Raw genomic sequence first — 21,277 nt, 5'->3', positions numbered from 1 at the left:
TTCTGGATTCAGGCAGAGGCGGTCCGCTTGGGCAGAACGTCTTTCAGCTTTTCACGCATGTCGCGAATGGCTTTTTCGGTGGTTTCCCAGTCGATACAGGCGTCGGTGATGGATACGCCGTATTTCAGGTCAGCCAGGTTTTCCGGAATAGACTGACTACCCCAGTTGATGTGGCTTTCCACCATCAGGCTCTGGATAGACTGATTGCCTTCCAGAATCTGGTGAGTCACATCCTGCATTACCAAAGGCTGAATAGCCGGATCCTTGCTGGAGTTGGCGTGACTGCAATCCACCATGATGGATTTGCGCAGCTTGGCCTTATCCAGTGCCTGTTCACACAAGGCTACGCTGACGGAGTCGTAGTTTGGCTTGCCGCCACCACCACGAAGCACGACGTGGCCGTAGTTGTTGCCCTTGGTGCGAATAATGGCAACTTTGCCCTGCTGGTCGATGCCCAGGAAGCTGTGGGGATGAGAGACCGACTTCATGGCGTTAACCGCAACGTCGAGGCTGCCATCGGTGCCGTTCTTGAAGCCGATGGCCATGGACAGGCCGCTGCTCATTTCCCGGTGGGTCTGGGACTCGGTGGTACGGGCACCGATAGCAGACCAGGCTATGGTGTCCTGAAGGTATTGGGGAGATATTGGGTCCAGGGCTTCAGTGGCGGCCGGAAGGCCCATCTCATTGATGTCCAGCAGCAGGCGGCGACCAATGTGCAGTCCCTGCTCGATATCAAAGGTATCATTCAGGTGCGGATCGTTGATCAGGCCTTTCCAGCCTACGGTGGTGCGTGGCTTCTCGAAGTACACGCGCATGACGATCAACAGTGTATCGCTGACTTCATCGGCGAGCTTTTTCAGTCGGGCGGCATAATCGCGGGCAGCTTCTACATCGTGAATCGAGCAGGGGCCTACGACAATGAACAAACGATGATCCTTGCCATCCATAATGTCGTAGATGGCTTGCCGACCATTGGCAACGGTTTCGGCTGCCTTGTCTGACAGTGGCATCTCTTGCTTCAGTGCTTCAGGAGTGATCAGTGTTTCCTGGCTGGCCACGTTCAGGTTTTCCAGTTTCTTACCCGACATCTTGTTGTGCTTCCCCGAATCTTGTCGTTACCTCACCCGGTATATTCATTCTTTTGTCCGGATGATTGAATAATAAGTGCGAGTGGGATACTAGGTTGCAGTAAACCCCGGCGAGTTGGTTATACTGCGTTATTTGCAGGCCCTTTTCAACGCTTCTCAACGCTTCAGGACAACAGGTAACGGATGTCGCCCTCATCAACGAAACCACAGGCTGTCGCTCCCTCCCGAAAGGTGGTTTCAGAAAGGATTACCCAGGTTCTGTCCGGGATCCGGGTGCCCGATCTGCCATACCCCGCCAGTAAGTCTTCTCCGGAGCAGGAACCGGACTGGCGTCCCTTATTGATGTCCTGCTGGACGGAACAGCGGGATGAGCGGGTAACCAAAGTGCTGCGTTCGGTTCAGATTGAGTGGACCGTCCGGCAGGTGAATGCGGCCTACCTTTCCGACCGGATCATGGACGTCTTCCTGAAAACCTCGGGCCTGCATGCCACCCTGGTGGGGCGCATAGCCCGCCTGCGGTTCTGGCTGGCCTGGCAGCTGGATCTGTGTGGTACGGAAGTGTTCAGCGGGGTGCTTCTGGACTGGCTTGATAACCTTCAGGAATGGCGTGGCTGGAGTGATACCGGGGGGCGTTCATCCCGGGTATTGCTGGATCAGCTTGATAGCCTGGTGATTGCCGTATCCGGCAGTTTTGAGGCCGGCAGCCGTGAACCAGTGGAGCAGTACTGCACGCAGTGGCTTGCCGATACCCGAAAGCGGGATGACCAGGTGGCACGACTCCGGGAACGGCTGCTGGAAACCGAGCAGGGGGCTTCGCGTCAGCGTTTGTCCGATCAGGTGGTCAGAGCACTGATCGGCCGGGCCTTGACGGGTCGCCAGCTGCCGCCGCCGATTACCCGCTTTATCCTGACTGACTGGCACAAGGTACTGAAACAGAGTGTCTGGGCCGAAGGCACTGACAGTGAAGTGCATCGGCACGCCAACAAGTTACTGGAGTGGCTGGTCTGGGTGGGCGACCCCCAGCTTTCTGATCGCGATCGTAACCGGCTGTATCACGTCGGAGAGCAACTCGGCGACCGCGTCCGCGATGTCTGGACCAGAGCCCTGGGTGAGGGAGCCCCCGAACAGGCATTGCACGATATCCAGGCGGTGATTGTGGCTCGTATTCGAGGGGAAACACCAGAACTGGAGGCCGCGCTTTCGCCCGATTCCGATTTTTCCTGGGATAGCAGTTGGCTGGTGAATGAGCCGGTGCCGGCCGATGAATCCGAACCTCTGGTCGGTCAGTGGTTTGTAGAGGGTGAGGGTGCACGGGAGCAGCGACGTTTCTTCTTTGCTCTGTTACCTGACAGCGGAGAAGTGCTCTGGACCAATGGTGCCGGCGTCAAACTTGGGCTGCAGCCCTGGAAGGAATTCCAGACCGAACTTGCCAGCGGAGGGCTCAGGCCGCTTCCGGAGCCCACAGCCTTTGGCCAGGTGCTTGCCGAAACCCTCGAAGTGCTGTCTAAAGTATGCGCCAGGCAACTGGAACAGCGTGAAAAAGCGGCCAAGGAAGCCCGCGCCCGGGCCGAAGCGCTTCGGCAGGAACGGGAAGCGGCCGAGCAACGCCGTCGGGAAGAGGAGCTTGCACGCCAGCAGGCACTCGAACGGGAACGTGAAGAGGCCGAGCGCCAAAGGGTGGCAGATGAAAAGGCAGAGCAGGAGCGTTTGCGAAAAGAGGCAGAGCTGGTGGCCACCAAACAGGTTGAAGGCATCGCGCTCGGCGGCTGGATTGTGCTCACTCAGGAAACCCGGGATGACGACCCCGTCCGGCTCAAGCTCGCCGTCAAGATTTCTGCTTCGCGGAAATATGTGTTTGTGGATCGTCTGGGGCTCAATCGCCGGGAGTTTCTCCAGGACGAACTGGTTAACGGGATCGTGGAAGGCCGAATTCGTGTGCTTGGCAGTTCAGCCGAATTTGATGACACCCTTAGTCGTGTTGTCGGGCGTATCCGTGTTGGTCGGAACTGAGGTGAACGATGATCGATGATGATTATGGCTTCGGATTAGAGGACGAGTTGCCGTCAGGGAAAGACCTTCGTGAGGATTACCGTCTAACGGCGCGGGCGCGAGCCTGGATACTCCCGGAATCGCCCGAACCGGAGTCTGAGCCGTCGACACTGGATGGTGTATCCGGAAGGCTGGAATGTCAGGTGCGCGACATATCGGCCCGTGGAATCAGTCTGTTGTGCGAGGCATCGCTTAGCATCGGGTCGATTTTGGTTGCGGAGGTAAGTCTTGGGGAACACGCAGAGCACTTCCGGCTGAGTGTCGAGGTCATGTGGTGTCGCGAGGCGGAGTGGGGGTATCTGATTGGCGTCCGGGTACTTGAGTCAGATGAAACTGACTATCTGGACTGGATCGAGGCGGTTGCCAGAGCACTCTCGGAAAGCTGAACGAAAAGAGCCGGCATCGCGCCGGCTCTTTTGCGATGGCTGATGTTAGCAATCCATCAGGCGTCCATCTCCGCCATGCCGGTGATGTTGAAACCACCGTCCACATACAGGATTTCACCGGTGATACCAGAGGCCAGGTCGGACGACATGAAGGCGGCGGCGTTGCCAACTTCTTCTGTGGTCACGTTACGACGCAAGGGGGCCTGCTTGGCGTTCTCGGCCAGCATGCGGCGGAAGCTCTTGATGCCCGAAGCGGCCAGAGTCTTGATCGGACCCGCAGAAATACCGTTCACCCGGATGCCTTCCTTGCCCAGGCTGGCGGCCATATAACGTACGTTGGCTTCCAGGGATGCCTTCGCCAGTCCCATCACGTTGTAGTTCTGGAGCACCCGCTCGGCGCCCAGGTAGCTCAGGGTCAGCAGACTGCTGCCTTCGTGCATCATCTTGCGCGCGCCCTTGGCGAGGGCCACGAAACTGTATGAGCTGATATCGTGGGCAATCCGGAATCCGTCACGGGTGGTGACGTCCACGTAGTTTCCATCCAGCTCATGGGCCGGCGCATAACCAACCGCATGGATGATGATGTCGATGTTGTCCCAGTGTTTGCCCAGTTGCTCGAATACCTGGTCAATCTGCTCGTCGCTGGCGACGTCACAGGGGAAGGTCAGTTTGCTGCCCCACTGTTCCGCAAACTTCTCAACGCGGGACTGCAGTTTCTCGTTCTGATAGGTGAAGGCCATTTCGGCGCCTTCACGAGCGAAGGCCTCGGCAATGCCGTAGGCAATGGAATGTTTGCTGGCGACGCCAACAATCAGTGCTTTTTTGCCACTGAGGATTCCCATGGGTTTCTGCTCCCTGTGTTCCGTGGTTTCGGCGCATTATCCCCGACCTGTCAGGGCCGGGTAACGCTCAATTGGTCGTAGACTGATAGAAAAAAGCGGCATTCAGCAGTTCCCGGGTATACGGCTGTTGTGGTTCCCGGAAAATGGCCTCTGCATCGCCGTATTCCACAATCCGGCCTTGCCTGAGTACCAGCAGTTTGTGGCTGAGTGCGCGAACAACGGCCAGATCATGACTGATAAAGATGTAGCTTAGCCTATATCGGGCCTGAATTTCCCGTAAAAGCTCGATCACCTGCTTCTGTACCGTTCTGTCGAGGGCGGAGGTGGGTTCATCCAGAATCATCAGGTCTGGCTGGAGAACCAGCGCGCGTGCTATGGCAATACGCTGGCGCTGGCCGCCGGAGAATTCGTGTGGATACCGATGCCGTGCGTCCGGATCCAGCCCCACATCCTGAAGGGCCTGGATAACTCTGGCTTCGTGCTGCCCGGAACTCCCGGGCTCGTGGATTTCCAGTCCTTCACGGATGATTTCTTCAACGGACATCCGCGGGCTGAGGCTGCCAAACGGATCCTGGAAGACAATCTGAACGCGCCGGCGCCATGGCCGGAAAGCCTTCTGGGAAAGGGCGGACAGCTCGGTACCGCAGAGGCTGAACTTGCCTGTGCTCGGAGTGAGTTTCAACAAGGCGTGGCCCAGTGTGGTTTTGCCACTGCCACTTTCGCCGACAATACCGAGGGTTTCACCGGCACGCAGCTCGAAGCTGGCATCCTGTACCGCGTGGAAGCTTTCTTTTACCTTGCCCAGCAGGGTCTTGCGAATGGGGAAATGCACATTCACGTTGTCTACGGTCATCAGGGTTTCGGTGCCGTTGGCGGCAGGCAGAGGGTGCTCCGGTGGTTCCGCGTCAATGAGTTTACGGGTGTAGGTATGAGAGGGCGACCTGAACAGCGCTTCTGTCGCGCCTTGTTCGACCATTTTTCCCCGTTCCATCACCACCACGTAATCGGCATACCGGCGGACGATGCTCAGATCGTGGGTAATTAATAGCACTGCCATGCCCAGCTTCTGCTGCAATGATTTCAGCAACTCCAGCACCTGTTTCTGAACCGTCACATCCAGTGCCGTGGTGGGCTCATCCGCAATCAGCAGATCAGGTTCATTGGCCAGAGCCATGGCAATCATTACCCGCTGTTTTTGCCCACCCGATAATTGGTGTGGGTAGCTCGTCAGGCGGGTCTCCGGGGCCGGAATCCCGACCAGTTCCAGTAATTCCAGGCAGCGTTTCCGGGCCTGGGGGCCGCGCATGCCTTTGTGGAGTTCCAGGGTCTCACTGATCTGCTTTTCAACGGTATGCAACGGATTGAGCGAGGTCATCGGCTCCTGGAAGATCATGCTGATGTGCCGGCCACGAATCTGACGGAGGCGCTTTTCCTGAGCCTGCAGCAAGTCTTCGCCCTTGTAGAGGATCTGTCCGGCGGGATAAGCCGCATGGCGTTCATCCAGCAGCCGAAGTATTGACAGGGCAGATACCGACTTGCCGGAGCCGCTTTCGCCAACCAGCGCGAGAGTCTGGCCTTTGTCGATGCTGAACGACAGCCCGTCAACCACCCGTGGGCCGTTGTCGAAGGTGATGGACAGGTCCGAGATGGAAAGCAGGTTACTCATATCAGTTCTTTCTCGGGTCAAAGGCATCGCGCACCGCTTCACCCACAAACACCAGCAGCGTGAGCATGACGGCCAGTGACACAAACGCGGAAATGCCCAGCCAGGGTGCATGGAGGTTGGCTTTGCCCTGGGCAATCAGCTCGCCCAGCGACGGTGAACCCGAGGGCAGGCCGAACCCCAGGAAATCCAGAGACGTGAGCCCGGTTATGGCGCCGGTGAGAATAAATGGCATGAACGTGAGGGTTGCTACCATGGCGTTGGGCAAAATGTGCCGGAACATGATTCTGCGATTGTCCAGGCCGAGTGCTCTGGCGGCTTTCACATACTCGAAGTTACGGGCGCGGAGAAACTCAGCCCGCACGACATCCACCAACCCCATCCAGCTGAACAGTAGCATGATGCCCAGCAACCACCAGAAATTGGGCTGAACAATCGAAGACAGAATGATGAGCAGGTACAACATGGGCAAACCGGACCAGATCTCGATAAAGCGCTGGCCAAACAGATCGATCTTGCCACCGTAGTAGCCCTGCAGTGCGCCAACGGCAACGCCAACGATGGAGCTGGCGATGGTGAGCGTCAGGCCGAACAACACCGAAATGCGAAAACCATAGATCACCCGGGCGGCCACATCCCGACCCTGATCGTCGGTTCCCAGCCAGTTCTCGGCACTGGGCGGCGCAGGCGAGGGAACAGTCAGGTCGTAGTTGATGGTGTTATAGCTGAAGCGAATCGGAGGCCAGAGCATCCAGCCATTGCTTTCGATTTCGCCCGCTATGAAGTCATCGCGATAATCGGCTTCCGTGGGCAGAAACCCACCAAAGGTTTCTTCGGGCACCTGCTGAATGACGGGAAAGTACCAGTCGCCGTGATAGGAAACCACCAGGGGTTTATCGTTGGCGATCAGTTCGGCACATAGCGAAAGGCCAAACAGCACCAGGAAAATCCAGAGACTCCAGAAACCGCGCCGGTTGGCGGTAAAGTTATTGAGTCGTCTGCGCTGAATCGGAGAGAGGGTTGCCATGATTACGCACCCTCCCGGCTTTCAAAATCGATGCGCGGATCAACAGCGACATACGTGAGGTCGCTGATCAGCTTCATCACCAGCCCCATCAGCGTCAGGATGTAGAGAGTGCCGAAAATGACCGGATAATCCCGGTTGAGGGCGGCCTCAAAACCAAGCAGGCCGAGGCCGTCCAGCGAGAAGATTACCTCAATCAGCAACGAGCCGGTAAAGAACAGCGCCACCAGAACGCCGGGCATACTGGCAATGACAATCAGCATGGCATTACGGAACACATGGCCGTAAAGCACCTGCTTTTCTTCCAGGCCCTTGGCCCTGGCGGTGACCACATACTGCTTGCTGATTTCGTCCAGAAACGAGTTCTTGGTCAGCAGCGTGAGGGTAGCGAACCCGCCGATCACGTTTGCGGTTACTGGCAGGGCGAGATGCCAGAAATAATCAGCAACCTTCTGGTACCAGGTCATCTCGTCAAAACCCGGCGAGGTCAGGCCCCGGAGCGGGAACAGATCGAAATAGCTACCGCCGGCAAACAGTACGATCAGCAGGATGGCAAACAGGAATCCGGGAATGGCGTAGCCGACCACGATCGCGGAACTGGTCCAGACATCGAACCGGGAGCCATCAGTGACCGCCTTACGGATGCCCAGTGGAATGGAGACGAGGTAGATAATCAGCGTGGACCAGAGGCCGAGGGAAATGGAGACCGGCATCTTGTCCAGAATCAGTTCGACGACGCTTCTGTCCCGGAAAAAGGAATCGCCGAAATCGAAGGTGGCGTAATCGCCCAGCATTTTGAAAAAGCGTTCGTGCGCAGGCTTGTCGAAGCCGTACATGGCCTCAAGTTCTTCAAGAAGTTCGGGCGGCAGGCCCCGGGAGGCCCGGCTGTCTCCGGAACTGCTCGCCACTTCACTGCCGACATCGCCACCACCGGCTCGAGCCAGAGCGCTGCTGCCGTGGCCTTCCATCTCCGCGAGAATCTGTTCAATGGGGCCACCGGGAGCGGCCTGAACAATGACAAAATTCAACAGCATGATCCCCACCAGGGTGGGGATGATCAGGGCGAGGCGGCGGAGTATGTAAATGCCCATTCAGGGAGCAGTCCTTACTACAGCGTCGTGATAGCGAACGGTATCAGCGTTCACTCCACCAGTTGTTAAGGTCGATGCCGTTCTTGGGCGTGTTGGCCGGGCGTTTCAGGTGGTTCCAGTAGGCCACCCGATCCTTGCGCAAATGCCAGTGCGGGATCACGTAATGGCCATTCAGCAGCACACGATCCAGTGCGTGCACCCGGTGTACAAGCTCTTCCCGGTCCGGCGCCTGAATGACCATGTTGACCAGCTCATCGATGACAGGATCGCTAACGCCCATGAAATTGCGGGAGCCGGGTACATCGGCATTACTCGAGTGCCAGTAGTCCCGTTGTTCGTTGCCCGGAGAATCAGATTGAGGCAGCACCTGGGTGATCATGTCGAAATCAAAACTCCGAACCCGCTGAACATACTGGTTACTGTCGACCAGCCGCACCGACACATCGATACCCAACTTTCCAAGATTCTGTTTGAAGGGCAGAACCACTCGTTCAAAGCTTTTCTGGAACAGAAGGATCTCGAATGCCAGTGGTTTGCCAGTCTCCTGATGGACCATTTTGCCATTCTTGATCTGATACCCGGCTTCGGTCAGAAGTTTTAGTGCGGTACGCAGATTGTCCCGCAGGCTGACGCCTTTACCGGTATCCGGTGGGACATAGGCCTCTGTGAAAACGTCGGGGCTTAGTTGATCCCGATAGGCTTCAAGAATTTCAAGCTCTCGCCCTTCAGGCAAGCCCGACGAGGCAAGATCGCTGTTCTCAAAATAGCTGCTGGTGCGAGTGTACTGGCCAAAGAACAGGTTCTGGTTGGCCCACTGGAAATCAAAACCGTAGGCCAGCGCCTCCCGAACCAGGGGATCCTGAAACACCGGCTTGCGGGTATTGAAGATAAAGCCCTGCATGCCGGTGGGGCGGTGGTGCTCAATGGCTTCTTTCTCAATATCGCCGCTCTCGAACTGACGACCGGTATAGGCAGTGGCCCAGTTCTTGGCGGAGGTTTCCTGGCGGAAATGGAAATTACCGGCTTTGAAAGCCTCCAGGGCGACGGTGTCGTCGTTGTAGTACTCGTAGGAAATGGTGTCGAAGTTGAACCGGCCTTTGCGTACACCCAGATCTTTGGCCCAGTAGTCGTCGACTCTTTGATAGGTAACCGAACGGCCGGCATCAAAAGAGGCAATCCGGTAAGGGCCACTGCCCACCGGGATGGTCAGGCCGCTGCTTTCAAACTCCCGATCCTGCCAGAAATGTTCTGGCAGGACGGGCATCTGACCAAGAATCAGGGGCAGTTCCCGATTGTTGGTTTGCGCAAAGTCAAAGCGAATCCGGTGACTGTTTTCAATGGTCACCTTGTCGACATCCGCGTAGTAGTTGCGGTAGAACGGGTGACCTTCGGTGGTCAGAATCCGGTAGGAAAATTTCACGTCTTCAGCGGTGATTGGTTCGCCGTCCTGAAAGCGGGCATCTTTATTGAGGTTATAGATGACGAAGCTGCGGTCTTCCGGCACTTCAACGGATTCGGCAATCAGCCCGTACTCGGAAAACGGCTCGTCGGCAGAGGACTCCAGAAGGGTATCGTACACGTAGGCGTTAATACCCGCCGCAGAAATACCGCGGATGACAAAGGGGTTAAAGCTATCGAAGCCGTTGGCAACCACGGATAACTTCAGTTCGCCGCCTTTCGGGGCCTCCGGGTTGACGTAGTCGAAGTGACTGAAATCCGCAGGGTACTTCAGTTCACCGTGCATGGCGATGCCATGCACAGGAGTGGGGTTTTCGGTGACGCCTTCATCGGCTAAGGCGAAACAGGCAGACGCTGCCAGAGCCAGCGTCGCGGTAATTCTGGTCAGCAAGGGTGCTTCTGGTTTTTTTGTCATGGTTCTCGCACGTTACGGACTGTTTCTTATGTCCACGTAGAGTACCAGACTTTGGCCGGGTTGGAGATAACGGTCCGTATTAAGATCGTTCCATGATGCGATGTCTCGCACATTCACCGAAAACCGGCTGGCGATGGCGGACAGGGAGTCGCCGCTGCGAACCCGGTATCCCACCTTGCGCACCATGGCCTTGCCACGGGTATTCGAAGCTACCATGGTCGGCTTTGAAGTTTTCGACCAGATCACCAGTTCCTTGCCTGGAATCAGGGGGTCTCCCGGTGCCATGCCATTCCAGGCAGCCACTTCCCGAACCGAAACCCGGTGCTCCCTGGCGATATCCCAGAAGGTATCGCCCCGGCGCACGGTGTACCGTACCTTGTTGCCGCTACGCTTGCGATCCTGAGTTCGCTCCAGTCGCTGGGCCTGGCTTAGGGCATAGGCGTCGGAGCCCTTGGTGGAAGACGGAATCAGCAGTTGCTGGCCGATCCGGATCAGGTCACTGTTGAGCTTGTTGACCTGCTGAATGACCGATGGGGTAGTGGAGAACTTGCGGGCAATGGTGTTCAGACTGTCACCCTTGCGGACTTTATAGTTCTGCCAGGATACACGCTGTTCACTTGGGAACTTTGCAAGCGCGGTTTGGAATGCCTCCGCCTGTTGCTTGGGTACCAGCAAGCGATGGGGGCCATCCGGATTGGTTGCCCAGCGATTGTAGGACGGGTTCAGCAAATAGATTTCATCAATATCCACGCCGGCTAATTCTGCGGCCTGGGCCAGGTCCAGCTGGGAGCCGGTATCCACCACTTCGAAATACGGTTCGTCTTTTAATGGTGGCAGGTCGATACCGTAGGCTTTCGGATCGTCGAAAATTTTTGCCAGGGCAATCAGTTTGGGCACATAGTGGCGGGTCTCCGTCGGTAATGTCAGAGACCAGTAGTCTGTGGCTTTTCCGGCGTTGCGGTTGCGGCGCATGGCGCTGGATACGGTCCCGCCCCCGGAATTATAAGCGGCCAGGGCCAGGGTGTAATCGCCATCGAACCGGTTGGCCAGGCGCTCCAGGTAAGTCAGGGCAGCATCGGTAGCCGCAATGACGTCCCGTCGGTCATCATGCCACCAGCTTTGGGTCAGCCCGAAGTATTTGCCGGTAGACGGGATGAACTGCCAAAGCCCGGCAGCGCGACCGTGGGAGTAGGCAAAAGGATCGAAAGCGCTTTCTACCACTGGCAACAGAGCCAGTTCGCTGGGCAGGCCCCGTTTTTCGGTTTCATTGACAATGTAATGCAGGTACCGGGAGCCTCTTTCCACCACGCGATCGATGTAACGGGGGTGGCGCACGTACCAGTCCAGTTGGGCCTGTACCCTGGCATTGTCGACGGAGTGATCCATGGTGAAACCGGCGCGAAGTCGTGACCACAGATCGTCTGTTCTGGTGGATGCGTCGGATTGCCGGGCGGGATTGTCCAGTTTTTCCCGAGCTTGCTGGGCCTTGGCCTGAAGTTCCGGGGAGATGGCGTCATCTAATCGTGCCCCGCTGGCGCTGTCCTCACCATTGCCCGCGGCGACGTCAGCCTTGAGGTCCTCATCGCCCTTGGCAACAACCACTTGCTGTGAGTCCAGGGGGTCTCTTTGCTGATTCTCTTCCTCGGTCCCGAACCAGGCCGAAGGTGTATGCCAGTTTTCGGCGATCTGGCTGGTACTGCAGCCGCTGAAAAGGGTCGAGGCGAGAAGGATGAAGGGCAGTCGTTTTACCGGCATAAACACAGGGTTCCGGGTGAAGCCGGCGGGTATCTGTAAAAATAGCCGGCATATTTAACGGGTTACGTTCGATAATTGCTCGAAATTCTATGGGAGCGTTTTCCGGGCGGTCAAGCTGAGCCATGTTACGGCTGTGAGATAAATTGTTAAGCAGTGACCGCCCGCACGCTCAGAAGTTATCCTTGCCGTGCCGCACGGCCGCAAAAACCGCACAATCCGAGCCGGTGGCAAGGCGGTGTGTGGTGCTGTAATTCTCGGCGGCCTCTATGACCATGGCATCATCCCACCGAAGGAATGGATTCAGCTGTTTCTCCTGGCCAATCGTGGTCGGCACGGTGGGCTTACCCCGTTCCCGAAGGTCTTTGCAGGCGTTCTCAAACTCGGCCAGCGCCTTATCTTCGGGTAGCCAGTGACGGGCGAAGCGAAGGTTTGCCAAGGTGTATTCATGAGCACAGTATACTGCAGTGTCATCCGGAAGGTTCCGCAGGGTCTGGAGCGAGGTGTGCATCTGCTCCGGTGTGCCTTCGAACAGTCGCCCGCAGCCGCAGACAAACAGGGTGTCGCCGCAGAACAGAACGGGTTTGTCATTTACCTGGGTGTGGCTGTAATAGGCAATATGATCCAGTGTATGGCCGGGAACTGCCAGGACATCGAACGTGATGCCTTCCCAGACGACTTCATCGCCGGCATGGACCGTGTTTGTGGCACCCTTGAAGGGCGAATCCGTCGGGCCAACAATACGGATGTCCGGATACTGTTGCTGAAGCTCTTTCACGCCGCCGGTGTGATCCGGGTGGTGATGGGTGATCAGGATGGTGTCTGCTGAGAAACCGCTGTCACTGAGATAGTCCAGTACCGGCTTTGCCTGGCCGGGATCGACTATCAGGGTCTTGCCGGACTCAAGGCTGGTAAGGCACCAGATATAGTTGTCTGAGAATGCCGGAACCGGATGAATGCGCAAGGTGACCACCCCATGTGTTCAATGAATGTGCCTGTTATGATAATGCAACAACGAGTACAGCCCAAGGAGGCGCGGGTTGCGCGAGCAATCAAGCCTTTAGTAGATCGGGTAGGGGAGCCAGCGTGACAACCAGCGGCGTGATTGACTATTCAGCACGACATGAGAGTTTTGAACGTTGGGTGCAGACCCCCCTTGGCCGCTCCCTGCTGGCCAGCCAGAGAGCAGTACTTGATAAGGAGCTGCAAGGCCTTACCGGGGCAAGACAACTACAGGTCGGCCTGAGTCACCGATTGCCTTTGGCGAGTGGTACCGATTTTGCCCAGAAGATTATTGCCTGCCCGGCCTGGCATGCCCATATGCCGGAGGGCGTGGCGGTTTGTGACGCCGACGAGTTGCCGTTTCCCGGTGATTCCATGGATCTTGTGATCCTTCATCATACGGCCGATTTTTCCCCGGATCCGCACCAGGTGCTTCGCGAGTCCGCCCGCGTATTGCGAGGTGAGGGGCGCATCGCTCTGGTTGGGTTCAACCCCCTCAGTCTCTGGGGCGTACGAAGACTGGTTTCCCGCCATCGGTTTGGCCCCTGGGGTGGTCGGTTCCTGATGCGATCACGAATGGAGGACTGGCTCAGGTTGCTGGGGTTCGAGCTGGAAAACAGTGGCACCTATTTCTGTACCCTTCCGCTGCAGCGAAAACACGGGGCATCCGGAAGACGGCAGCGTTTGGCCGCCAGTAGCCGCCCTCATGTACTGCCCACGGGCGCCTATTACTGTATCCTTGCCCGCAAACGCGAATACGCTCGGATCCGGACCAGGGCATCCTGGCGCAAGAGCAAGGTGATTTCTTTGCCCGGAACCGTGGGGGTATCCAGTGGCTGTGCCAGCCATAGCTCAGGCAGGGTGGACAGGCGTGGAACAGAACAGGAGCAGTAATGGCTGGTAAGGTAGTGATGTATACCGACGGAGCCTGTAAAGGTAATCCGGGGCCCGGGGGGTGGGGTGTTGTGTTGCGCTATGGCGATGCGTGCAAGACCATGCACGGTGGCGAGTTGCAAACCACCAACAACCGAATGGAGCTGATGGCGGCCATTCGAGGCTTGAGGGAGCTTAAGCGCGCTTGCCAGGTGGAGTTGTATACGGACTCACAATACGTGCGCAAGGGCATTACCGAATGGATGAGTGGCTGGAAGCGCAATGGCTGGAAAACCTCGGCAAAGAAACCGGTCAAGAATGCGGATCTGTGGCAGGAGCTCGATGCTGAAACTGCCAGGCACACCGTAAACTGGCATTGGGTGAAGGGTCATTCAGGGCATCCTGATAACGAATTGGCGGATGAGTTGGCCAACCGCGGAGTCCGCGAACTGAACGGGGCCTGAACCCTGGCCCCTGGAAAACCGATTAATGAGCAGTGAGTGAGAGCGCAGTTGCATGAGACAGATCGTACTGGATACCGAAACCACGGGTATTGATCCGAACGAAGGTCACCGCATTATCGAAATTGGTTGTGTGGAAGTGATCGAACGCGAGCTGACCGGTCGCAACTACCACGTATACATTAACCCTGAGCGGGAGGTAGAAGCGGAGGCTATCACCGTTCACGGTATCACCAATGAATTTCTGGCCGACAAGCCAAAGTTTGCGGAGGTTGCCGACGAGTTCTTTGAGTTCATCAAGGGTGCAGAGCTGGTCATCCATAACGCCGCGTTCGACGTGGGCTTCATGGACTCCGAATTCGCCCGTCTGAAACCGGTTCGAAAAACAGCAGACCATTGCGGCATTGTCGATTCACTGGCCATTGCCAGGAAAAAGCACCCGGGCCAGAAAAACAATCTCGACGCCCTGTGCAAGCGTTATGGAGTGGATAACTCCAACCGTGACCTTCACGGGGCATTGCTGGACGCCGAGATCCTGGCAGACGTCTATCTGCTGATGACCGGCGGCCAGACCGCGCTTTCCCTGGATGCCGGCTCCGGCGATGAAGGTGGCGATGGCGGTATTCGCCGAATCTCCGGTGAGCGCGCGCCGTTGGCGGTGGTTCGGGCCACCAGTGATGAAGCCTCTGCCCATGATGAGTTCATGGCGATGATGGAGAAGCAGGCCGGCGAAACGGTGTGGTCCCGGTTGCAGGCAACAGAATGAGAACCACGTTCAGCTGTACCATTTGTTACATTCCGGCTTTCTTGAGCTACTTGAGTTTTGTGTTATAAGTAATGATAAGTTCGCCAGTTTTTTGCGAACCGTTCAGGTATGGGCAAGGGCTGCCTCGCTGAACAGGAAGGACCTGCCCGTATGCAGGCTGCAGTTCATGAACAGGATGCGGTAGTCTCCGCAAATTAACAGGAAGCGTTTATGGTTCAATCGTCTCTGGCGACGAAATCGCAGTCGTTTGATCTGGTCAAAAGTGAAATCGAACAGACCATCAAGCAGGCAGAATCCAGCCTTGAGCGCTTTCAGGAAAACCGCGAGAGCGGGGAAGATCTGCAGAATTGTGTTGATTACCTGAACCAGCTTCGGGGAATCTTCATTCTGGTGGAGCTCCGGGGCGGAACCCTGCTTTGCCAGGAGGCGGTTAATCTCGCCAATGATGTGCCAGTTGGTGCCAACGACGACAAGAATATACTGCTGACGGCACTTAACAGCGCGCTGTTCATTCTCCGCCGTTACGTCGAGTACTACCATCAGCAACGTGAAGATCATCCCGAGCTGCTGCTGCCCGTGATCAATGATCTACGTGAAGCCCGTCGTGAGAAACCTTATCCCGAATCCTGCTTCTTTGATATCGACATCAAGGAGCGCCCGGACTTTTGCAGCGATCTGGGGCTCAGGCCCATGGATGATGCAGAGTCTGAATATGAAATCCTGGCCCGTCGCATGCGCCTGACCTTCCAGGTGGCACTGCTCGGCATTCTCCGCGAGCGCAACGAAGCGGTTAGCAAGAAGCTCATTGCCAGGGCTGCCCGTGGTCTCGCACGGCTGTGTCAGGGAGCGCCTATGGGGCAGATGTGGTGCCTGCTGGCGTTGGTCTCCGATACCATGCTGGATCGTGCCATGGGCTTTAGCAAGGCCCGCAAGCGTCTGCTGATGCGAATCGAGAAATACGCGCGGGAAGTGGTATATGTCGGCAAGGTAGCTACCGCCAAGGACGCCCCCGAATCGCTGATCAAAGATCTGGTCTATCTGCTTTACCGCAGTGGCTCAGCCAACCCTGAGGTGACGCGGGTACTCTCTGCTTATCAGCTCGGTCCTGCCGAATTCCCGGACGCACTTCTTGAGGCTCATTCCCGGCGCCTCTATGGCCCTGGCACGGACGTGCTCAAATCCCTGTCTGAAGCCTTGCAGGAAGAGCTTAATCAGCTGAAAGACAAGCTGGACATCATTGAGCGCGGAATAGAACCGGATCTGGCCGAACTTGCCTCGATTGCCGATACTCTGGAGCGCCTGGCCAATACGCTGGTGATGCTCGATCTGAACCGCCTGGCCAGTATTTCCCGTGAAGAAGCTGCCAAACTGCGTAAATGGGAAGAGGAAAACCGCCTGCCAGCGGAGGAGGAGCTCTATCGTCTGGCGGATTCCGTGCTGGGGGTAGAGGATGCCGTCATGCAGATCGTGACCCGCGGCATTACCTCAGAGACCGATGCCCTTGCTGGTGCAGACCGGAGCCGGGACGAATCCGTGTACCTGCAGGAAGCCATCTGGGTTGTGGCGGATGAGGCCCGTAGTGCGTTGACCCTTGCCAAGCGAGCGATTACAGCATTTATCGAATCCGATTACGACAAGCTTCATCTGGCCAACCTGCCGGGGACACTGCGCAGTATCTGGGGGGGCTTGCAAATGGTGGACGACCCGATCGCAGCGGACGTCATTGCCAGGGTCGCGACGTCTATTCAGGAGCGCCTGCTGGATGCGCGCGAAGCCCCTGCGTCACAGGTTCTGGAAGCGCTGGCGGATGCTCTCACCTCGCTCGAGTACTACATTGAAGGCGTCGGTCGGCGGGAAGACCGGAATGTAGACCTGCTCAAGCTGGCCCAGAGTTCTCTGGATGACGTCGGTCTGTAGACGCCAGGGTGGCCTGAATTTCTGAATGGCATAAAAAAACCTGCGGTTTGCGCAGGTTTTTTTTGTCGCTGGTGTTTAACCGGGCTTAGCCCATGTTGAACAGCTCGCCCAGCTTGGTTGCCAGCATCATGTCGCCTTCGGCGCGCAGCTGGCCAGCCATGAACGCCTGCATGCCGTCGGTCTCGCCAGAGACGATACCCTGCAGGGTTTCAGAGTTCATAATCAGGGTAACAGAAGGATCGTCGTGTGCGCCTTCGTGCAGCTTGCAGGTGCCGTCATTGATCACGAGGTGATAAGTCTTGTCGTCTTCGATGTCGAACTGGAATACCAGGTCCAGGCCCTGTGCTGCGTCTGCGTTGAAGTTCTGTTCGAGTTTTTCAAATACCTGAGCTACAGACATTGTTTTACCCTTTTTGATGGTTGTCTTGTCATGGTGGTGACGACTAGTGATCCCTGGCATTGGCAGCCTGTAAAGCGGCCGGGGTAGCGCCAACCTCGCAATCCGACTTTATGGTTAGAGCCGGTTCGTGTCAAGCTTGATCGAACGCTTGTTTTAATTTTATCGCGGGCTTATCAGGCCTGTGCCGAGGCGGTACACTTCGGGGTTTGCAAATACGTGTGGAGACTGCATTTTGGAATTTCTGACCGAATACGGCCTGTTCCTCGCCAAGGTGGCGACTTTCGTGGTGGCGGCGATTGTGCTCGTGTCCATCATTGTCTCGGCAACCCAGAAAGACCGGGACGATCACGAAGGTGAGGGTGAGCTGAAAATACGCAAGCTGAATGATCAGTATCGCCGGCTCAAGGAGTCAATCCAGGCCAGATTGATGACAGATCAGGAGCGCAAAGCCTGGCAGAAGAAAAAGAAGAAAGAAGACAAGGCTGAAAAGAAAGCCGCGAAGAAGCAGCCAGAATCTGATGTTACCGAAGAGAAAACAGCCCGTGTTTACGTCCTCGATTTTGACGGCGACATTAAAGCCAGCGATACCGATACCCTGCGGCGTTCAGTGTCGGCGGTTCTGAGTGTTGCCAATCCGGAAACGGACGAAGTGGTTATCCGCCTGGAGAGCGGCGGTGGTCTGGTTCATGCCTATGGCCTGGCGGCAGCCCAGCTGGATCGTGTTCGCAGCAAAGGTATCAAGTTGACCGCCTGCGTCGACAAGGTTGCGGCCAGCGGAGGCTATATGATGGCCTGCGTGGCTGATCGCATTATTGCCTCGCCGTTCGCCGTACTCGGTTCTATCGGGGTGGTGGCGCAACTGCCGAACTTCCACCGATTCCTGAAAAAGAACGACGTGGACTTTGAGGTACTCACTGCCGGCGAGCACAAGCGTACGCTGACAATCTTCGGTGAGAACACCGATAAGGGACGCCAGAAGTTCCTCGAGGACCTGGAGGATACTCACGTCCTGTTCAAGGAGTATGTCGGTGAGCGGCGTCCGGATCTGGATATTCAGGCGGTTGCCAATGGTGATATCTGGTTCGGCAAACGCGCCCTGGACGTGAAGCTGATCGATGAGATCAAAACGTCTGACGAATACCTGATTGAGGCTTGTGAGCGAGGGGATGTGATCTCAGTGTCTTTCCAGCGCAAACGGACACTGCCGGAAAAGCTCGGCCTGGCCACCAGTGCGGCGCTTGAACATACCGTCTGGAAAATCCTGAGTGCGTTCCGGAATCAGAAAATCCAGTAAACCAGAACTGAACACCAGCGCATGACGACTCATGCGCTGGTGATTGGTCTCAGGAGGCCCGACGGCGGAACAGGGGCTGATCCGTGTCGGTGGCAGCCTGGTAAGTCTGGGTGAAGAAGCTCAGGCACTTCGGTGCCTTCGCAATATCCTTGTCAGCGCGCAGCACGTAGCTGTCAAAACCACAGCGCTTCATGAACTGAAGCTGGTCAAGCAGTACATCGCCGATGGCTCGCAGCTCACCGCGGTACCCGAACCGTTCACGCAGCAAACGGCCAATGCTGTAACCACGGCCATCGACAAAGCGCGGGAAATTCACCGCGATCAGTGGCAATTCATTCACTTTCTCGCCAAGCAATTCCGGCTCATCGTGGCTGTCAAACCAGACACCCACGGAGGGCTTTCCGGCAAAGTGCTCATGGCCGGCCAGCCACAGATCTGCCGGAATCAAGACCGGCTTATCTTCAGGAATATCCATGGATTCACCCGCCGCAGGGCGGGGCACCACAACCCAGTCGTCATTACGAATCGTGCCGTCAGCGGCAATTACATCAGGCATATACCCGCTCCTTGAAAGGATCCAGACCGACCCGGCGATAGGTGTCCAGGAAGGTTTCCTCTTCCGTCCGGTTTTCCACGTAAACATTGATCAGCTTGGCGATGACCTCTGGCATTTCCTCACGAGCGAAGGATGGCCCCAGAATCTTGCCGATGGTGGCGTCGTGGTGTGACGATCCACCCAGGCTGATCTGATAGAACTCTTCGCCTTTCTTGTCGACGCCCAGAACACCAATATTGCCCACGTGATGGTGGCCACAGGCGTTCATGCAGCCAGAAATGTTGAGGTCGATGGGGCCAAGGTCGTACAGGAAGTCCAGGTCATCAAAACGACGCTGGATTGCTTCGGCCACAGGAATCGACTTGGCGTTGGCCAGGGCGCAGAAATCGCCGCCAGGGCAGCAGATCACGTCGTTCAGTGTGTTCAGGTTCGCGGTTGCGAAGCCCAGAGGCACAAGCTTTTGCCAGAGCTCAAACAGCCGATCCTGGCGAACGTCTGCCAACACCACATTTTGTTCGTGGGTGGCCCGGGCTTCGCCGTAGCTGTACTCATCCGCAAGGTCGGCAATCTGTTCCAGCTGGAAGTCGGTGACATCCCCCGGGGGCGTGCCGGTTTTCTTGAGTGTCAGGGTCACAATGGCGTAGCCGGGCTTTTTGTGACTGTTGACGTTGTGGGTCAGCCACTTGTCGAACTCACGGTTCTCGAAGCGCTGTGTCGCCAGCAGGTCGGTGGCATTGTCCAGTGCATCATACGCCGGCTCGGTAAAGTAGCCCTGGAATTTGGTCACCACCTCAGGAGTCAGCCGGGAAGGCGAGTCCTTGATGTGGGCCCATTCTGCTTCCACCTTTTCGGCAAAGCCCTCGGGGCTCAGCGCCTTGACCAGAATCTTGATGCGCGCCTTGAACTTGTTGTCCCGGCGGCCGTAACGGTTGTAAACCCGGACGATGGCTTCCAGGTAAGTCAGCAGATCCAGTTCCGGCAGGAAGTCGCGGATGACCGGGCCAACCATGGGGGTGCGACCAAGTCCGCCACCGACGTGCACCCGGAAGCCGAGTTCGCCCTGGTCATTGCGCACCAGCTGCAAGCCGATGTCATGGACCCGGATAGCCGCACGATCCGTGTGTTCAGAGGCGTTCACGGCAATTTTGAATTTACGTGGCAAAAACGCAAATTCCGGGTGGAATGTCGACCACTGGCGAATAATCTCGCAGTAGGGGCGAGGATCAGCAATTTCGTCTACCTGGACACCGGAGAACGGATCCGTGGTGGTGTTCCGGATGCAGTTGCCGCTGGTCTGATTCGCGTGCATTTCCACTTCAGCCAGCTCTGCCAGAATATCCGGCACGTCTTCCAGATTCGGCCAGTTCAGCTGGATGTTGGTGCGGGTGGTGAAATGGGCATAGCCCTTGTCATAGTCCCGGGTGATGCGCGCCAACCGCCGAAGCTGCTCGGAACGTAGCATGCCGTAAGGGATACAGATACGCAGCATGGGCGCAAGACGCTGAACATAAAGGCCGTTCTGCAGTCGAAGTGGAAGAAATTCCTCTTCAGCCAGCTCGCCGGCAAGGGCGCGCTCGGTCTGGTCGCGGAATTGGGCAACACGCTCTGCGGCTATCTGCCGGTCGTGCTCATCATAAACGTACATAGTGGAACGTCCTGCCTGCTACATCAGAAGAGCTAAAATTTACGGCCGGGTTTCATGGACCGGGCCTTATTCCTGCGAGGCAGGATACCATCGTGTTTTTATTCTCAAAATGATTATTTCAACATAACATTATCGATTCAGGTGATAAGTGATCGACGCCGGAACTGGACGAATGTCAATTTGCTGCTTTACTTGATCGGGAAAGCCAGAAAAACAACAACTTTGGGTAGGAAGGAGGAAGTGCCATGAAAAAATCCGTGCAATCAGACAGCCAGGCCGATGCAGTGGCGGCGGTATTGCTCGTGCTGCTGGCAGTTGCTTTTGCGGTGGTCTGGGTATCCGGGCAGTAGGTTACTGCCCGGCCAACACCAGTTTCACCACGATGATCAGCCCGCCCACAAACGCAACGGTAAACAGAACGCCTGCAACGATATAAGGCAGCGGGCTGTGGTGTGAAAAGTCTTCCTGGCGGCGCTTGTCAGACTGCACTCCGAAAGCGCCGGCAAGGATGCTTTGCATGATCTTCAGAACCCCCGGGCTGCGGGGGCGTTCATTGTTATTGTTGTTTTCGGTCACGTCATTCATGGAATACGCC

The 21,277-nt window shown here is 56.7% G+C and carries 19 protein-coding genes; 7 read left to right on the top strand and 12 right to left on the bottom strand.

Going from position 1 to position 21,277, the window contains the following annotated elements; translation table 11 throughout:
- Positions 1 to 8: 8 nt before the first annotated feature.
- Entirely contained in the window at positions 9 to 1,088 is a 1,080-nt protein-coding gene (locus ACAM27_RS11775) for a 3-deoxy-7-phosphoheptulonate synthase (RefSeq protein ID WP_011785031.1), read from the bottom strand.
- A gap of 183 nt (positions 1,089 to 1,271) precedes the next feature.
- On the opposite strand from ACAM27_RS11775, the gene ACAM27_RS11770 reads away from it, so the two are divergent.
- Together ACAM27_RS11770 and ACAM27_RS11765 are read left to right on the top strand one after the other, a co-directional pair.
- Positions 1,272 to 3,098, top strand: a complete 1,827-nt coding sequence (locus ACAM27_RS11770; RefSeq protein WP_374730287.1) for a DUF1631 family protein — start codon at positions 1,272 to 1,274, stop codon at positions 3,096 to 3,098.
- An 8-nt stretch (positions 3,099 to 3,106) separates the two neighbouring features.
- Positions 3,107 to 3,523 carry a PilZ domain-containing protein gene (locus ACAM27_RS11765; protein ID WP_141066949.1) on the top strand — a complete coding sequence of 139 codons (417 nt, stop codon included), beginning with the start codon at positions 3,107 to 3,109 and terminating at the stop codon, positions 3,521 to 3,523.
- Positions 3,524 to 3,579: 56 nt separating this feature from the next.
- On the opposite strand, the gene ACAM27_RS11760 is transcribed toward ACAM27_RS11765, so the two are convergent.
- The 7 genes from ACAM27_RS11760 to gloB form a co-directional block, all read right to left on the bottom strand.
- On the bottom strand, positions 3,580 to 4,365 hold the full coding sequence (locus ACAM27_RS11760; protein ID WP_014421393.1) for an enoyl-ACP reductase: 786 nt from the start codon (positions 4,363 to 4,365) through the stop codon (positions 3,580 to 3,582).
- 67 nt (positions 4,366 to 4,432) lie between these two features.
- Entirely contained in the window at positions 4,433 to 6,031 is a 1,599-nt protein-coding gene (locus tag ACAM27_RS11755) for an ABC transporter ATP-binding protein (protein WP_014421394.1), read from the bottom strand.
- Position 6,032: 1 nt separating this feature from the next.
- Positions 6,033 to 7,055: an ABC transporter permease gene (locus ACAM27_RS11750; protein ID WP_011785026.1), complete on the bottom strand. Its 1,023-nt coding sequence runs from the start codon at positions 7,053 to 7,055 to the stop codon at positions 6,033 to 6,035.
- A gap of 2 nt (positions 7,056 to 7,057) precedes the next feature.
- Positions 7,058 to 8,143 (bottom strand): microcin C ABC transporter permease YejB, encoded by a 1,086-nt coding sequence (locus ACAM27_RS11745; protein WP_022991191.1) that lies wholly within the window; start codon positions 8,141 to 8,143, stop codon positions 7,058 to 7,060.
- Between the two features lie 43 nt (positions 8,144 to 8,186).
- Positions 8,187 to 10,016, bottom strand: a complete 1,830-nt coding sequence (locus ACAM27_RS11740) for an extracellular solute-binding protein (protein ID WP_369611997.1) — start codon at positions 10,014 to 10,016, stop codon at positions 8,187 to 8,189.
- A 12-nt stretch (positions 10,017 to 10,028) separates the two neighbouring features.
- Positions 10,029 to 11,771, bottom strand: coding sequence for a LysM peptidoglycan-binding domain-containing protein (locus tag ACAM27_RS11735; protein ID WP_369611996.1), 1,743 nt, complete (start codon positions 11,769 to 11,771; stop codon positions 10,029 to 10,031).
- A 169-nt stretch (positions 11,772 to 11,940) separates the two neighbouring features.
- Positions 11,941 to 12,732, bottom strand: a complete 792-nt coding sequence (gene gloB / locus ACAM27_RS11730; protein ID WP_369611995.1) for a hydroxyacylglutathione hydrolase — start codon at positions 12,730 to 12,732, stop codon at positions 11,941 to 11,943.
- A gap of 122 nt (positions 12,733 to 12,854) precedes the next feature.
- On the opposite strand from gloB, the gene ACAM27_RS11725 reads away from it, so the two are divergent.
- The 4 genes from ACAM27_RS11725 to ACAM27_RS11710 all read left to right on the top strand — a co-directional run bounded on the left by ACAM27_RS11725 (position 12,855) and on the right by ACAM27_RS11710 (position 16,787).
- Positions 12,855 to 13,664: a class I SAM-dependent methyltransferase gene (locus ACAM27_RS11725; protein ID WP_369611994.1), complete on the top strand. Its 810-nt coding sequence runs from the start codon at positions 12,855 to 12,857 to the stop codon at positions 13,662 to 13,664.
- Positions 13,664 to 14,107, top strand: a complete 444-nt coding sequence (rnhA, locus tag ACAM27_RS11720; RefSeq protein WP_011785020.1) for a ribonuclease HI — start codon at positions 13,664 to 13,666, stop codon at positions 14,105 to 14,107. Before ACAM27_RS11725 ends, rnhA begins: the two co-directional genes overlap by 1 nt.
- A gap of 52 nt (positions 14,108 to 14,159) precedes the next feature.
- Positions 14,160 to 14,870, top strand: coding sequence for a DNA polymerase III subunit epsilon (gene dnaQ / locus ACAM27_RS11715; protein WP_011785019.1), 711 nt, complete (start codon positions 14,160 to 14,162; stop codon positions 14,868 to 14,870).
- Between the two features lie 210 nt (positions 14,871 to 15,080).
- Complete coding sequence (locus tag ACAM27_RS11710) at positions 15,081 to 16,787, top strand: hypothetical protein (protein ID WP_022991196.1); 1,707 nt, start codon at positions 15,081 to 15,083, stop codon at positions 16,785 to 16,787.
- 85 nt (positions 16,788 to 16,872) lie between these two features.
- On the opposite strand, the gene ACAM27_RS11705 is transcribed toward ACAM27_RS11710, so the two are convergent.
- A complete protein-coding gene (locus ACAM27_RS11705) occupies positions 16,873 to 17,187 on the bottom strand; it encodes an SCP2 sterol-binding domain-containing protein (RefSeq protein WP_011785017.1) in 315 nt (104 codons plus the stop codon).
- 232 nt (positions 17,188 to 17,419) lie between these two features.
- Here ACAM27_RS11705 and sohB point away from each other — a divergent pair, with 232 nt between their 5' ends.
- The gene (sohB, locus tag ACAM27_RS11700; RefSeq protein ID WP_369611993.1) at positions 17,420 to 18,481 is read left to right on the top strand and encodes a protease SohB; all 1,062 of its coding nucleotides are present in this window, start codon (positions 17,420 to 17,422) and stop codon (positions 18,479 to 18,481) included.
- A 49-nt stretch (positions 18,482 to 18,530) separates the two neighbouring features.
- Here the strand turns inward: sohB and ACAM27_RS11695 are convergent, their stop codons facing one another.
- The 3 genes from ACAM27_RS11695 to ACAM27_RS11685 form a co-directional block, all read right to left on the bottom strand.
- Complete coding sequence (locus tag ACAM27_RS11695; protein ID WP_224848464.1) at positions 18,531 to 19,037, bottom strand: DUF934 domain-containing protein; 507 nt, start codon at positions 19,035 to 19,037, stop codon at positions 18,531 to 18,533.
- On the bottom strand, positions 19,030 to 20,682 hold the full coding sequence (locus tag ACAM27_RS11690; protein ID WP_369611992.1) for a nitrite/sulfite reductase: 1,653 nt from the start codon (positions 20,680 to 20,682) through the stop codon (positions 19,030 to 19,032). The genes ACAM27_RS11695 and ACAM27_RS11690 overlap by 8 nt, the downstream gene beginning before the upstream one ends.
- A 351-nt stretch (positions 20,683 to 21,033) precedes the next feature.
- Positions 21,034 to 21,267, bottom strand: coding sequence for a DUF2970 domain-containing protein (locus ACAM27_RS11685; protein ID WP_014421407.1), 234 nt, complete (start codon positions 21,265 to 21,267; stop codon positions 21,034 to 21,036).
- Positions 21,268 to 21,277: the final 10 nt, after the last annotated feature.

This window comes from Marinobacter sp. RI1 (assembly GCF_041155085.1).
Classification (GTDB): Bacteria; Pseudomonadota; Gammaproteobacteria; order Pseudomonadales; family Oleiphilaceae; genus Marinobacter; species Marinobacter nauticus.
This window is presented reverse-complemented; position numbering and strand designations above follow the sequence as displayed.

What these genes read in the sequence shown, in the direction of transcription:
- ACAM27_RS11705 (WP_011785017.1), bottom strand. Translation starts at nt 17,187, where the DNA reads ATGTCTGTAGCTCAGGTATTTGAAAAACTCGAACAGAACTTCAACGCA.
- ACAM27_RS11760 (WP_014421393.1), bottom strand. Translation starts at nt 4,365, where the DNA reads ATGGGAATCCTCAGTGGCAAAAAAGCACTGATTGTTGGCGTCGCCAGC.
- ACAM27_RS11750 (WP_011785026.1), bottom strand. Translation starts at nt 7,055, where the DNA reads ATGGCAACCCTCTCTCCGATTCAGCGCAGACGACTCAATAACTTTACC.
- dnaQ (WP_011785019.1), top strand. Translation starts at nt 14,160, where the DNA reads ATGAGACAGATCGTACTGGATACCGAAACCACGGGTATTGATCCGAAC.
- ACAM27_RS11765 (WP_141066949.1), top strand. Translation starts at nt 3,107, where the DNA reads ATGATCGATGATGATTATGGCTTCGGATTAGAGGACGAGTTGCCGTCA.
- rnhA (WP_011785020.1), top strand. Translation starts at nt 13,664, where the DNA reads ATGGCTGGTAAGGTAGTGATGTATACCGACGGAGCCTGTAAAGGTAAT.
- ACAM27_RS11775 (WP_011785031.1), bottom strand. Translation starts at nt 1,088, where the DNA reads ATGTCGGGTAAGAAACTGGAAAACCTGAACGTGGCCAGCCAGGAAACA.
- ACAM27_RS11770 (WP_374730287.1), top strand. Translation starts at nt 1,272, where the DNA reads ATGTCGCCCTCATCAACGAAACCACAGGCTGTCGCTCCCTCCCGAAAG.
- ACAM27_RS11755 (WP_014421394.1), bottom strand. Translation starts at nt 6,031, where the DNA reads ATGAGTAACCTGCTTTCCATCTCGGACCTGTCCATCACCTTCGACAAC.
- ACAM27_RS11695 (WP_224848464.1), bottom strand. Translation starts at nt 19,037, where the DNA reads ATGCCTGATGTAATTGCCGCTGACGGCACGATTCGTAATGACGACTGG.
- ACAM27_RS11710 (WP_022991196.1), top strand. Translation starts at nt 15,081, where the DNA reads ATGGTTCAATCGTCTCTGGCGACGAAATCGCAGTCGTTTGATCTGGTC.
- ACAM27_RS11690 (WP_369611992.1), bottom strand. Translation starts at nt 20,682, where the DNA reads ATGTACGTTTATGATGAGCACGACCGGCAGATAGCCGCAGAGCGTGTT.
- ACAM27_RS11740 (WP_369611997.1), bottom strand. Translation starts at nt 10,016, where the DNA reads ATGACAAAAAAACCAGAAGCACCCTTGCTGACCAGAATTACCGCGACG.
- ACAM27_RS11745 (WP_022991191.1), bottom strand. Translation starts at nt 8,143, where the DNA reads ATGGGCATTTACATACTCCGCCGCCTCGCCCTGATCATCCCCACCCTG.
- ACAM27_RS11735 (WP_369611996.1), bottom strand. Translation starts at nt 11,771, where the DNA reads ATGCCGGTAAAACGACTGCCCTTCATCCTTCTCGCCTCGACCCTTTTC.
- ACAM27_RS11685 (WP_014421407.1), bottom strand. Translation starts at nt 21,267, where the DNA reads ATGAATGACGTGACCGAAAACAACAATAACAATGAACGCCCCCGCAGC.